Source organism: Pseudoalteromonas sp. K222D (genome assembly GCF_017653575.1).
Classification (GTDB): domain Bacteria; phylum Pseudomonadota; class Gammaproteobacteria; order Enterobacterales; family Alteromonadaceae; genus Pseudoalteromonas; species Pseudoalteromonas nigrifaciens.
Genome location: NZ_JAGGDL010000029.1, coordinates 1 through 13,497 on the forward strand (window position 1 = coordinate 1; position 13,497 = coordinate 13,497).

Below are 13,497 nucleotides of genomic sequence, written 5' to 3' on the forward strand. Positions count from 1 at the left end.
TACCTCAGGTTAATATGCTGAGTAAATTATGCATAGGTGCCATTAACATTGGTATGTGGGGCTAATTACGCGCTTACTTTACTACACAAAGAGGATTTAATTCTTCTTAAAATAAACTAGCCGTTGAAATTTTAATCATGCTATCGCGCTTAAGCTTTGATAGAAAAATATCTTATTTACGCTCGGATAAAAAGTATGTGGCTACATTGAGCAAATTTTCTTTATTTTTCAGCCTATAAGGTATACAACTAATAAAATAACCTCATGCCCAATACAAACTAAAAACAAAAAATTCAATCCCATGAATAAAACCCAATCAACCTCTATAAAACATAACTAACAATTATTAATCTTACTCAGTAAATTGATATGGCAGCAGTTAAACACTATTGTAAATTTCTTGCTATTTTCACAGGCAATTCATTTAATTGCGCTATACTGGCGCAAATTTTTTCAAATAAGTAGTTATGGCTCTTAAATCCACCATTATGAAAGTGCAGTTGTCGCTTAGCGATATGGACCGTCACGTTTACCAAGATTTTAATTTAACCTTGGCCCAGCATCCTTCAGAAACCGAACAACGTTTGATGATCCGCTTACTCGCTTTTGCACTCAATAGCTGTGATGGTTTAGAATTTACCAAAGGGTTAAGTTCTGACGATGAGCCCGAGCTGTGGCATAAAAACTACAGTGAAGAAATAGAGCTGTGGATAGAGCTGGGTTTACCTGACGAAAAGCGCCTTAAAAAAGCCTGTAATAAAGCTAAAAAAGTGGTGCTTTACACTTATGGCGAAAACAACCAAGCTATTTGGTGGCAAAAACAGCAGCCTAAATTACGTGATTTTAAAAATCTTAGTATATTTAGTTTAGATTATGGTGTTACCCAAGCTTTGGCCAATTTGGTTGATCGTAATATAAAGCTTGCTATTACTATTCAAGATGGCGAGATGTGGGTTAATACCGACACGACCAATATTGAAATAAAACCACAGCAGTTAATGTGATAACACCAAGGTGAGGGGCGTATGAAGGTTAAGCAGGTTATTGTTTTACACGGCTTATATATGTCTGGCTTTGTGATGCGCCCGTTGTGCTCTCGCTTAAAAAGTTCTGGCGTAAAAGTGTTAAACCTAACTTACAATACGCTCACTCCTAATCGCGATACTATTTTTGCGCAAATAGATGAGTTTATAGGCGATCAGCCTTCGGCTTTTGTTTGCCATTCTATGGGCGGGCTTGTTGCTCGTGCGTATCTTGAGGCGAACTCGCCTGCAAGCCAACATGTTGAAAAAGTAATTACTTTAGGCACCCCACATAAAGGCAGCCATATTGCGCAAAAAATGCAGCAAAAAGGGTTTGAATCTTTTTTAAAAAATAGCGTAGAGTTTTTACTTTCTAAAAACGGTAATTGGCCTTTTAAAGCCAAACTTTACAGTATTGCTGGTGATTTACCCATAGGGCTTATGCCGCTTATTGTTAAAGGCAGTTGCTCTGATGGCACTGTATTACTTGATGAAACCAAGCTCAAAGGTATGGCCGAACATAAAGTGTTTCATTTAAGCCATACCAGTATGATTTACTCTCGCCAAGTACTCGATTATATTTTAGAGCGCTTAAACGAAGACGATTAATCTTCTGCCGCTGCTGCAATTTTATAACTAATTAAAAATATAATACCTAATACTAGTGGTATAGGTGCGGCTATATAACCAAAAGTATCAAAGTTAGCAAAGCTGGCACTGGCTAAATGCGCTATTACGCCAATTAAAAACACTACCACGGCGATACCCGTTACGATCAATTCAGCTTTATGTTGTTTAGCTGTTTTTGTGCTCACTTTATTTCTCCTAATGATTGCTACCTCCTTATTATGCGTTATCAAGTCGAATGATTTTTGACCTAAATCAATTAATGCGACAGCGGCGCACTTAACTTGTTTAAAGCTTGTTTTGGATCATGATTTGTAGTGTTGAAGATATATTTTCCCTTCAGGGGTGGTATTTTAATTAATCCGACCCATTACTATTAATGATCTATTTATTATTTTTATAAGTAATGTAAGTACACGATTTATTTAAGCTATTAATCCCATCTATTTAAATTATTTTACTAACGGCTGATGATAGGCAATACTCATTAGCAGTTAACGTTATTAACGGTTATTTAAGGAACAAGCTATGTCACAGGTAAATGCTATTGGTTTAAACAGTGCAAAAAGTGAAGACATTATTAAGTCATTAAACTCGCTACTGAGCAGCTATCAAATTCAGTACATGAACGCACGTGGGTTTCATTGGAATATTAAAGGCCGTAACTTTTTTGAACTACACATTAAGTTTGAAGAAATTTATAACTTATTGCTTTTAAAAGTAGATGAAGTTGCTGAGCGTATTTTAACGCTAGATGGTGCGCCACTGCATGCGTTTTCAGATTACCTAGAAGTAAGTAAAATTAAAGAAGCTAAAGGTATTAGCGACGGTGTAGCTGCAGTAGAGAACTTACTTGCAGGTTACAGTGTGTTGATTAAAATGCAGCGCGAAATTTTAAGCCAAGCAGCCGATGCAAACGACGAAGGTACAGCCGCGCTAATGAGTGATTATATTTCAGAGCAAGAAAAACTTGTTTGGATGTTAAAAGCTTACTTAGATTAATAAAAGTTAAATGCATTAACCGCTGTATTTAAGCAGCTATAAAATAAAAACATCGCCTACTTTACAGTGGCGATGTTTTTATTTGTGCACTTTTTAATTGTTGCCTAATTATTTAGTAAGGCGATAAAAAAGGCCATTTCGAGCGCTCTTTCTTCTAAGCTTTTAAAACGCCCAGATGCGCCACCGTGTCCGGCATCCATATCGGTTTTAAATACTAAAATATTATTATCGGTTTTTAGCTCGCGCATTTTAGCTACCCACTTCATCGGTTCCCAATATTGTACCTGTGAGTCGTGCAGCCCTGTGGTTATTAGCATATGCGGATACTCTTGCGCGCAAATATTATCGTACGGCGAATAGGTTGCAATTACATCATAAAATTGCGCATCGTTAGGGTTACCCCACTCGTCGTATTCGTTGGTGGTTAGCGGAATACTTTCATCTAACATAGTGGTTAGCACATCTAAAAATGGCACATGACAACCAACGCCACAATAAAGCTCAGGTGCTTGGTTTACCACGGCTCCCATTAATAAACCACCCGCACTGCCACCCGATGCAAATACTTTATTTTTATCGCCGTAACCTTGCTCAACCAGCGCTTTAGTAACGTCTATAAAGTCGTTAAAACTGTTTTGTTTATGTTGTTTTTTACCTTGCTCGTACCACTGCCTGCCTAACATTTCTGAGCCGCGCACATGCGCAATAACGTACACAAAGCCGCGATCGAGTAAGCTTAATGATGTACTCGAAAAACTAGGATCAATAGTATAGCCATAAGCACCATAGCCATATTGAAACAACGGATTAGTACCGTCCTTTTTAAAACTCTCTTTACGGTAAACAACAGATACAGGTACTTTTACGCCATCGCGTGCAGTTATCATTAGGCGTTCTGACTGATAATTATCGGCGTTAAAGTCTCCTAATATTTGCTGTTGTTTTAGTAAGGTTTTTTCGCCTGTAGTTAAATCAACATCGTATAGCGAGCCAGGCGTAGTTAAGCTTGAGTAGTAAATACGGGCACTGCGTGATTCTGGCTCTGGATTCATTGCTATGGCGGCGTAGTAGCAAGGATCTTCAAACGCTAATGTCATGCGTTCACCTTGTTTATTAACAACCACAAAACGGGCTTGCCCTTGCTCGCGCTCACTTAATACTAAAAAGTCGTTAAATAACTCAACACCTTCAAGCAGTACATCATCGCGATGAGCTGTGTGCTGCTGCCACTGGGTTTTATCGGCAATAGTTTGACTGGTTGCGGTCATTAAGCGAAAGTTTTTGGCTTGCCAATTCGTCACTATGTAAAAAGTATCGCCAAGCTTATCAACGTCAAATTCATGGCCTTCTTCGCGTGGCATTAATGCGTTGAACTCGCCGTTTGGCTGGTCAGCATCAAGTACCCAAGTGTCGTTAGTTTCGGTGCTGGCTAAATCAATAATAATAAGGCTTTCGTCGCGACTTTTGCCCAGCCCCATAAAAAAGCTGCTGTCTTGCTCTTCGTACACCATTACATCTTGGCTTTGCTCTGTACCCAGCACGTGCCTAAATACTTGGTAACCTAATAATGTTTTTAGATCTTTTTTAACATAAAAAACTGTTTTATTGTCGTTAGCCCAAACCACTTGGCCTTCGGTGTTTTCTAACTTATCGGTGAGCATTTCGTCAGTGGTTATATTTTTAAAGTGCACGGTATAAATACGACGCCCTTCAGTATCTTCTGAGTACGCCATTAATTGCTCACACGGGCTCAGTGCTACTTCGCCTAGCTCAAAAAATTCAAATCCGGCCGCTAGCTTATTTACATCTAATAAAATTTGCTTATCGCTAGTACTCATATCACTACTGCGATAATGACGAGAATATTCGTCATCGCCACGCACTTCAGAGTGATACCAGTATTTGCCATCTTTAACCGGTACTGTATTGTCGTCTTTTACAATACGGCCCTTTAGCTCTTCAAAAAGAGTGTTTTGCAATGGCTGCATTGGCGCTAATTGCGCTTCACAATAGCTGTTTTCAGCATGTAAATGCGCTAATACATCTTTATTTTGACGTTCGTCATCACGCATCCAATAGTAATTATCGATACGTGTTTTATCGTGTGTGTTAAGGGTATAGGCTTGCTTTTCAGCAATAGGGGAGCTTGGCAGCAAGGCCAAAGAAAAATCAGAAGTAGACACAAATAAACCGATTAAAAAATAACAATATTTGCCAGTTTACCATAAAAATAAAAAAGCCCACTCATTGCTGAGCGGGCTAAACGGTATAAGTACAATTACTAAAATTTCTGCAATTTTTATTGTTGTCTTTATACCTTGGGAAGAGAGCACCTTGGGAAGAGAGTACCTCAAGAAGAATATCTTAAGAAAAACACCTTGAGAAATAATTCCAATTCAAAACTGTATACAAGCTATTTATTTTACTTGCTGCCAAGCCATAGCCCAGCTTTTACCCACACCGGGTTCAAACATGGCACTTTGCTCACCATTAACACGGCAATATTCACTAAATGGCCATGCTTTACACTGATAAATATGCCCTGTTTTGGGCTGCAATACTTTTATGCCCGCATTATAGTTATCGCCACCAGCGGGATAAACGCTATCGTATTCTGCGCTATTTTCTATTACCGACACATTGCGTTTAGTCAAACAATTAAAACTAACATCCGCTTTACAAATACCGCTTGATTCTAGTGCAAATATTTGATTATAACGATAAGCAACTACTAGCCCTGTATCGGTCATGCGCCCTGCGCTAACTAAGGGAACATGCACATTAATATATTCTGCTATTAGGCGCGGCCACGCATTAGGCCCTCCCTGCTCAGATACCGTCACTTCATAACTAAATGATAAATCGACTAGCTCTCCTTGCATGTCATAAAAGGTTACTACTACAGAATCGCCAATAGATAATTGGACATCCTGATTTAAGCAACCTATTGGTGTCCATTTTCCACAGACCAATGACGTATGCATAAACACAGCAACACCTTAAAATCCAAACCTTGCATTGGTAATACACAAATACACAGTCAAGACATTTAGAGCAATAAACAAACAAATGTAAACTAAATATTAGCTCAGTTTATTAATAAGATGAAGATTATAATTCGCAAGCTTGCAACAATCAAACAAAAGAATGTAACCAGAATTTAAATCTAATACTTAAGCTCTATATAAAACAAAAAAGCCAACCTAATTCGGTTGGCTTTTTACTTTGCTGCTTACTAACAATGCTATTTTAAATTGTAGCTTTAGTGGTTTTTTTACTAAACGGGCGTTTAAATAACGCGCCTATATCCGTTAAAATAATATATAAACACGGTACTAAAATCAGTGTTATTAAAGTAGCAAACATGACAGCAAAGCCCAGCGCCACTGCCATTGGGGTAACAAATTTAGCTTGTAGGCTGGTTTCAAACATAATAGGTAATACCCCTGCAAAGGTAGTAATTGAGGTGAGTAATATAGCTCTAAAACGCGCACAGCCTGCCTCAATAACGGCATCTTTAATACTTACGCCGTTACGGCGCACTTGGTTTACATAATCGGTCATAACTAGGGAGTCGTTTATTACTACCCCTGCGGCGGCTATTAAACCAAAGCCCGACATTAAACTAATATCTAAACCAAACCAATAATGCCCCCAAATAGCCCCCGTTAAGCTAAACGGAATAACCGACATAACAATAAGCGGTTGCGAGTAACTTTTTAATGGCACGGCCAGTAAAATATAAACGAGGATCATGCCGCCAATAAAAAACATCATTTGCTCACTTGCTTGCGCTTGTTGCTCCTCTATTGCGCCACCAAGCTCAGATTTAACTGTAGGGAACTCATCTTTAAGCTGCGGTAATAAGTTCTCTTTAACTTGTTTAACTACTTCGCCTGGCTCTATTTGTTCTTCGTCGATGTTGCCATATACATAAACTGTACGATAGCCTCCTTCACGGCGAATATAACTAATGCCTGGTGTTTCGGTTAGCTCAACTACATCACCGAGTAATACCTCACGCCCTTGTGGTGTGGTGATCACTGCATGTTTAAGTGATGAAAATGCTTCGCGAGTAAGCTTAGGGTAACGAACCATTACACGTACTTCTTCGCCGTTTCTGATCACGCGCTGCGCTTCACCACCATAAAAGCTAGCACCTACTTGGGTGGCAACACTCGAAAGATCTAAACCTAAGTCGTAAGCAACCGGTTTTAAGCTCATTTGCACTTCTTTACTAGCAGGATCAATGGTCGAGCTAATATCAAACAAACCTTTTTGTTGCTGCAGTAATTGAATAAAACGACGCCCTGCATTATTTAGCGTGTCTATGTCTGAGCCATACAATAAATAGCCAAACTCACCATTACCGTTGGCACCGCCGCCGCCAGCATCATCTTGAATAGTTAACGACTTAACGCCAGCTATGGTTGGCATAGCCTCACGCCAACGACGCGATAACTCAAAGGCGTTATACGGACGCAAGTCTTCATCAACTAATGGCGCTAATAACTGTGACTCTGTTCTACCTTGGTTAAATACCAAGATATCGCGGATCATTTTTTTACCAAATTCACGCTCGGTTGCTTCATCAACTTGCAGCACCATAGCTTCAATGTCGCGAATAGCTGCAATGGTTTGTATGTCTGAAACATTATCATTCATTTCTACGCGTATTTGTGGAAAGTCGTGCGGTACTTTAGGGGTGGGTACAGTACGTACTTTGTTTGAGGTAATTAACCCAACGCTAAGAATAAGCATTGCTATAAATGCAAACATCACCGTCCAGCGCCATTCTACGCAGCGCACTATAAAGCGTTTATACGGGCCATTTACAAAGCCAAAAAAACGAGTATTAAAGCGATCGCGCCAACTGCCTTTTTTAATAGGTGCAAAGTGCGTATGAGCAATATGCGCCGGTAAAATTAGTTTTGATTCAACCAAACTAAATACTAAGCACAGCATTACCACTACCGCTATACCGTAAAAAAACGCGCTTTCTGGGCCGCTCGATAAGGTAAATGGTGCAAACACTGCAATTGTGGTTAATACGCCAAAGGTCGCAGGCGTTGCAACACGATTAGCGCCGCGCACTACGCTTTCAACACCACCACCACTTCTTTCTATTTCGGTGTAGGCGCTCTCTCCTATGACTATGGCGTCGTCCACCACTATTCCCAGCACCATAATAAACGCAAATAACGAAATAATATTAATGCTAATACCAAATACCGGCATCATCATCATTGCACCTAAAAAGCACACTGGCAGCCCTAGCATTACCCACAACGCCAGTTTAAAACGCAAAAATAACGACAACATAATTGCCACTAAAATAGCGCCCTGAAACAAGTTAGCTTTCATCATATCAAGGCGAGCATTTAGATAGTAAGTCATATCCATTAATGGCTCTAACCGTATACTGGGCGGCAGCTGATTATTTTTTTGTTCTATAAATGCTTTAACCGACTCGGCAACCGGGATCATGTTTTGCTCTTGGGTTGCTTTAACCGAAAGGTACACCGCATTTTGCCCATTAAACTTAAAGTAGCGCTCACCTTCAGTAAATTGGTCTTTAATTATGGCAATATCTTGCAATAATACTTTTGCGCCGTACTCGCCAATTTTTACCGGTATTTTTCGAAACTCTTCGCCGCTATAAAATTGATTTTCTACGCGTACCGAAATAACCCCCGAGTCAGTTTTTAGCTGCCCTGCCGAAAAGTTAGCTGAATATCTGCGTACTGCATTCATTACATCGCTTAAGGTTAAGTTATATTGGCGCAGCGTATCGGGTTCAATTTCAATGGCTATTTCATCAAGTGGCACATCGTTAACAACTAGCGATACATTAGAAAGCTGCAATAACTCACTCTCTATTTGGTTTGCAATTGGCTTAAGCTCGCTCAGTGGCAGGTCGGCTACTAAGGTCATGCCTATTACGTCTTGTCTAAACTCTACTTGGCTAATTGTTACCGGCTCCATACCGCCAGGAAACGTGGCTATACCATCTACGCGAAGTTTTACTTTATCGAGCACGTCGGTAAGTTTAACGTCAGTATTTATTTCTAAGCTCGCACGGCCACCATTACGAAACGCACGATACACGCCTTTTTTAATTTCGGTTACATCCTTAAGCGACTCTTCTATTTTTATGAGAATGCTTTCTTCTATTTCTTGTGGCGATGCACCTGGATAGTTAGCTTCAATATTAATGTAGTTAATTTCTACATTAGGAAACATTTGGCGCTGAATAGTAAAGTAACTAATAATCCCCATTACAATGATAAAAAACATCATTAAATTGGCAGCTACCGAATTCTTTGCAAAGTAGGCAATAATACCCGTTTGTTTTTGCTCTATTGGTTCATTCATATTTTGCTGCCTTACAACTGCTGAGTATTAGAGTTGCTTGTCTCTGAGCTTTCAGTTGCGCTGTTAGTACTAGTACCAGCCACTTTTACTTCCATGCCCTTTTGCGGATACTCTGGCAAGGTAACAACGAGTTTATCGTCTGCATTTAAACCGCTGTTAATATAAAAAAACTCACCTTCTTCTCTAATAACCGTTACTTTGCGCGGCTCAAGTTGCTGCTGCTCATTTACTATCCATACCGTTTGATTATTCACTAATGCTTGCGGTAAACGGTAAATGTTACTGAGCATAGCGCCTGCAAAACTTACCTGTACGTAGCTGCCAAATTTAATTGCTGGTTGTTTGCTTTTTAAACCGTAAGGGTCGTCAATTCGCACTACTAAACTACTCATGCGGGTAGCACTATCTACAATACCTAAATCGCGGTCTATTACTGCTTCACGAGTAAAGCTATTTAGTCCTTTTTGAATCACTGTTGCAGTAATACCTTTAATTCGCTCTGGTAAAAAAATACTATCAAAGCCGGCAATAGGAATGATCACCTCTGCGGTTTCTATGTTATTAATTTCGGCCACTTGCGAACCCATAGATACAAACTGACCCACACCAATATTACGACTAATAACGAGCGCATCGTATGGCGCAGTTATTTCGCAATTTTCTAAGTCACGTTGCGCACGTTTTAAGGCAGCTTGCGCCGATTTAACCGACGCTTGTGCACTCAAAACTTGTGGTTTACGTAAAAATAAATCTGTACGGGCCTTACCAGGAAAGCGTGTTGCTTCGTCTGCTGCTACTTGCGCTTGTGCTTGTTCTTCAATTAAGCCTGCTTGTGCGCGTGCAAGCTCAGCTTCAGCCATTAAAACGGCTGCTTGGTAATTATCTTTTTCAATAGTAAATAGGGTTTCGCCACGGCCAACTACACCACCGGCAATAAAGTTAGGATGCCAACTTAATACCTCACCCGACACCTGCGCCGACAATTGGGTATTTTCAAGCGGCTTTACTTCACCGTAACTATTAATAATAACCTGATGATTATTTGCCAAAGCACTTTCCACTTTAACGGTAGGGCGTGTATCTACTGGTTTTTTTTCTGCTGATTCTTCTGCAATAGCGTTAATTCCCATAAAGCTCACTATGCCAATGGCAAGTGCAACAAAAGGAAAAACCCATTTAAGTATTCTTGTTTGCATAACTTAATTACCTCAAAAACTCACTAACAACATAATAACAGAGCTTAACCAAATATTAACGACGCATTTGTAAGTAACTATTTCTAAAATAACTCTCAATTAATAAAAAGAATAACAAGTAATACTATAGAGAAATTAAAGCTGTAATTTTTAAGTTTATAAATCAATAACTTTAAACAAGAATAAATAATAGAGGCGCGGTTTGGAGTAATAAGTATATAGTGGCGGCTGCGTCGCCTGTGCTAACTTTCAAAAATTATATTTTTAAATAAAAGCGTTTTATTCGCAGCGCAAGAGTAATAGCATGGTTTATTTATACACAATTTAGAAAGTATGCAGCGCTTTGCTAAATAAAAATAGTGCCGGTTAAATACCTTACCGCATGCCCTGTGATCGTTACATATGTATCACCAACATCGCATAGTAACTGCCCGCCGCGGCTCGAAGCCTGATAAGCGCTTAACGTAGTTTTACCCAATTGCTGAGCCCAATAAGGGGCAAGGCCGGTATGAATAGAGCCTGTTACATAATCTTCATCGCCACCGCTTGCAGGCCAAAAGTAGCGAGACACAAAGTCGTATTCATCTCCAGGTGCACTGGCAACCACATCGAGCGGAAATAATGTTTTTAGTAACTGCGAATCGGTTTTAAGCTGAGTTACATCTTGCTCATTATCGTAAATAGCAAAGTAAGCTTGGCGGTTTTTTAGCACTTTTGTGGGTGCTTTTGATAAACCATTTAGCAGTGCAGAAGGGGCATTTAATACAACAACCGGTGCTTGTTTTGGAAAGGTCATGGCAAAGCTACCATCGCTATTTTTATTAACGACTAACTCGCCCACGGCAGCAGCATAAAAACGCACTTGCGCTAAATTATGCTGCTCACAAAGCACATAAGCAGCTGCCAGTGTGGCATGGCCACAAAAGTCAATTTCCATCAAAGGTGAGAACCAGCGAATAGCAAAGCTGCCATCGCTTTGCTGGCAAGTAAAAGCGGTTTCGGACACGTTGTTTTCTGCGCCAATTTTTAGCATTAAATCGTCGTTTAACCACGTATCAAGGGGGATCACTGCGGCATAATTGCCTTTAAATAATTCATTAGTAAACGCATCTATTTGATGAATAGTTAATTGCATGGTTTAAACTTTATAATTACGAATAGCTTAAACCTGCCACAGTTAAATTAAATTATCACTACTATTTTAAACGTTATACCGTATTAGGGCGCATTTTATAATATTGAATGCAACCAAGCTGCGCAGCGTTGGTGAGTAAAATCATCACAAACGTTAAAATATGCGCAATACTTTGCGTAGCCATAGCAAACTCGGCAAATAAACCACAAATACCCGCCACAAACTGCAAGCTAAAATAACGTGCACTTAAATTACTAATATCACCACTGCGAATAGTTTTATACGTTTGTGGCATTACACGCACCGAGCTCATTACCAAACCAACAAAGGTTAACCACGTTAGTACCTTAGCTGTATCAAGTACTGGGTTAGCTAATAACGTAAATGGAATAAGCGAAAAAGCCAACATACACAGTAACTGAACACGCTCTTTTCGTTCAGCATTATAACGCGCAAAATAGTATAAAATAGAACCACTTAATATACCTGTTACTATAAATGGCAGCGCCATATAAAAGCGCTCAAAATACAGATTAAAGGCAATAAAGTACGTACTTTGTGCAACACCAAAGGTCATCATCAACAGCGATAAACCCGACACGCTGCGATTTTTACGAATTTTATTTAGCAGTGGTAAAAAACTAAAGACTAAAATAAATGAAGACAATACAGGCAGAAAATGTGCCAAAGCAACCTCGCTCGTTACGTAAGTGTTAATAGGAATTAAAATGGAAACATATAATAAACATATGTTTTTAAAGGATTTTATATTATAGCGGCATTGTAGTGGCGACTAGATTTTACTCAACTAAATTGAAAATATTTTTTTAGCAGCTGGCAACTTAGCTATACAAAAATCGTTAGCTTGAGTTCACGCTTTTGCTGTTTTTAGCATAACCATCTGCAAAACTTGAATTGCAATTGATAATTGTTATCATGCGCAATACTTATCATCTTTTCTTGTTTTATATATGCGAAAAACACTGTTTAAAATTCATAGCTGGGTTGCCCTTATTGCTATCATCCCCCTTATTGTTATTAGCATTACAGGGAGTGTTTTAGTATTTAAAAGCGAAATAGATGGCCTGCTAATGCCAAATAGCCACTTTGTGGTAAAAGCATTACCTGAGCGACTACCTATTGATAAGTTAATCGCTAAAACAGAGCGTACTTACCCTAATTATATAGTAGCTAGTTGGGAAATATTTAACGATGATACTGCTGATCGGGTTTACTTAATAAAGCGCGGTACAGAGCAATGGGCTAAGTTACATTTAAACCAATACACAGGTGATATTTTGTCAGAGCCTGTGGGTACCAGCCATTATTTCACCGATTGGTTTTTAGAGCTGCATTACACCTTTTTACTTAACGATTTTAAAAATTTACCAGGGCAAACGGGCACTGTATTAGGGTTCTTTTTTGCGGTGTTTTTACTCGTATTGGGTATTAGCGGCCTGATTATTTATCGCAAATTTTGGCGACGCTTATTTAGCGTACGCTGGCGTGCAACACTACAAATAGTGCTTAGCGACATTCATAAAATGACCGGCGTGTTAGGCTCACCCATTATTATTATTTTAGCCATTACTGGCGGCTACTTTAACTGGGCTGTGTGGTATCACGAAGTGATAGAACACGCACAAGAAGAGCATTATGTACTAACCAACCCCTTATACAGTCACGACACTTCGTTGCAGCAAATACTCGATGACAGCAAAAAACAAATCTCTACTTTTAACGGTACTTTTTTAGTTTTGCCATTAGAGCCAGACGAAAACATTACCTTATTTGGTGAAGTAAGCACAACCAATCCGCTGGCTAGTGAATACGCCAATACAATTACTTACAGTAAGCTAACTGGCGAACACATGGCTAACTGGGATATTCGCGAAGTAGGGATTGGCTGGCAAGTAATTGATAGCTTTAGAAAGCTCCACTTTGGCTACTTTGCAGGGCTTGTAAGTAAGGTGCTGTGGGCTGTTATTGGCTTAAGCCCTGTATGGCTTGCAGGTACTGGCTTTTATTTATGGCTTACCCGACGTGCACGCAAAAAGCAGTCACGACAAAACCGTTTAAATAAACGCCGCACAGCAAACCCTTGATTAAAAAACAAACTCATTATAATGTTAGGTAAAGT

Annotated in this window: 11 protein-coding genes; 4 read left to right on the forward strand and 7 right to left on the reverse strand. The window is 39.4% G+C overall.

Translation table 11 applies throughout. The features are described 5' to 3' along the window. Positions 1-467: 467 nt before the first annotated feature. Complete coding sequence (locus J5X91_RS13430) at positions 468-1,004, forward strand: YaeQ family protein (RefSeq protein WP_058374423.1); 537 nt, start codon at positions 468-470, stop codon at positions 1,002-1,004. 21 nt (positions 1,005-1,025) lie between these two features. After that, complete coding sequence (locus J5X91_RS13435) at positions 1,026-1,631, forward strand: alpha/beta hydrolase (protein WP_197182242.1); 606 nt, start codon at positions 1,026-1,028, stop codon at positions 1,629-1,631. Here J5X91_RS13435 and J5X91_RS13440 read toward each other — a convergent pair. Then, positions 1,628-1,837 (reverse strand): hypothetical protein, encoded by a 210-nt coding sequence (locus J5X91_RS13440; protein WP_011329578.1) that lies wholly within the window; start codon positions 1,835-1,837, stop codon positions 1,628-1,630. The two genes, J5X91_RS13435 and J5X91_RS13440, sit on opposite strands and share 4 nt — an antisense overlap. Before the next feature lie 340 nt (positions 1,838-2,177). Between J5X91_RS13440 and J5X91_RS13445 the strand changes: the two genes are divergently transcribed. Further along, positions 2,178-2,651 carry a Dps family protein gene (locus J5X91_RS13445; RefSeq protein ID WP_011329579.1) on the forward strand — a complete coding sequence of 158 codons (474 nt, stop codon included), beginning with the start codon at positions 2,178-2,180 and terminating at the stop codon, positions 2,649-2,651. Positions 2,652-2,755: 104 nt separating this feature from the next. Here the strand turns inward: J5X91_RS13445 and J5X91_RS13450 are convergent, their stop codons facing one another. From J5X91_RS13450 to J5X91_RS13475, 6 genes are all read right to left on the reverse strand, one after another. After that, positions 2,756-4,834, reverse strand: coding sequence for a S9 family peptidase (locus J5X91_RS13450; RefSeq protein WP_208835008.1), 2,079 nt, complete (start codon positions 4,832-4,834; stop codon positions 2,756-2,758). A gap of 234 nt (positions 4,835-5,068) precedes the next feature. Then, complete coding sequence (locus J5X91_RS13455; protein WP_193038791.1) at positions 5,069-5,635, reverse strand: chitin-binding protein; 567 nt, start codon at positions 5,633-5,635, stop codon at positions 5,069-5,071. Positions 5,636-5,900: 265 nt separating this feature from the next. Continuing rightward, the gene (locus tag J5X91_RS13460; protein ID WP_208835009.1) at positions 5,901-9,026 is read right to left on the reverse strand and encodes an efflux RND transporter permease subunit; all 3,126 of its coding nucleotides are present in this window, start codon (positions 9,024-9,026) and stop codon (positions 5,901-5,903) included. Between the two features lie 11 nt (positions 9,027-9,037). Beyond that, positions 9,038-10,222 carry an efflux RND transporter periplasmic adaptor subunit gene (locus tag J5X91_RS13465; RefSeq protein WP_208835010.1) on the reverse strand — a complete coding sequence of 395 codons (1,185 nt, stop codon included), beginning with the start codon at positions 10,220-10,222 and terminating at the stop codon, positions 9,038-9,040. 346 nt (positions 10,223-10,568) lie between these two features. Next, complete coding sequence (locus J5X91_RS13470) at positions 10,569-11,357, reverse strand: PhzF family phenazine biosynthesis protein (protein WP_182678578.1); 789 nt, start codon at positions 11,355-11,357, stop codon at positions 10,569-10,571. 73 nt (positions 11,358-11,430) lie between these two features. After that, the gene (locus J5X91_RS13475; protein WP_011329585.1) at positions 11,431-12,045 is read right to left on the reverse strand and encodes a PQ-loop domain-containing transporter; all 615 of its coding nucleotides are present in this window, start codon (positions 12,043-12,045) and stop codon (positions 11,431-11,433) included. Between the two features lie 283 nt (positions 12,046-12,328). Here J5X91_RS13475 and J5X91_RS13480 point away from each other — a divergent pair, with 283 nt between their 5' ends. Further along, the gene (locus tag J5X91_RS13480; RefSeq protein ID WP_208835011.1) at positions 12,329-13,462 is read left to right on the forward strand and encodes a PepSY-associated TM helix domain-containing protein; all 1,134 of its coding nucleotides are present in this window, start codon (positions 12,329-12,331) and stop codon (positions 13,460-13,462) included. Positions 13,463-13,497 lie beyond the last annotated feature (35 nt).

Excerpts from the sequence above, each read along its gene's own strand:
- J5X91_RS13430 (WP_058374423.1), top strand. The coding sequence starts at position 468 with ATGGCTCTTAAATCCACCATTATGAAAGTGCAGTTGTCGCTTAGCGAT.
- J5X91_RS13435 (WP_197182242.1), top strand. The coding sequence starts at position 1,026 with ATGAAGGTTAAGCAGGTTATTGTTTTACACGGCTTATATATGTCTGGC.
- J5X91_RS13445 (WP_011329579.1), top strand. The coding sequence starts at position 2,178 with ATGTCACAGGTAAATGCTATTGGTTTAAACAGTGCAAAAAGTGAAGAC.
- J5X91_RS13455 (WP_193038791.1), bottom strand. The coding sequence starts at position 5,635 with ATGCATACGTCATTGGTCTGTGGAAAATGGACACCAATAGGTTGCTTA.
- J5X91_RS13460 (WP_208835009.1), bottom strand. The coding sequence starts at position 9,026 with ATGAATGAACCAATAGAGCAAAAACAAACGGGTATTATTGCCTACTTT.
- J5X91_RS13465 (WP_208835010.1), bottom strand. The coding sequence starts at position 10,222 with ATGCAAACAAGAATACTTAAATGGGTTTTTCCTTTTGTTGCACTTGCC.
- J5X91_RS13470 (WP_182678578.1), bottom strand. The coding sequence starts at position 11,357 with ATGCAATTAACTATTCATCAAATAGATGCGTTTACTAATGAATTATTT.
- J5X91_RS13480 (WP_208835011.1), top strand. The coding sequence starts at position 12,329 with ATGCGAAAAACACTGTTTAAAATTCATAGCTGGGTTGCCCTTATTGCT.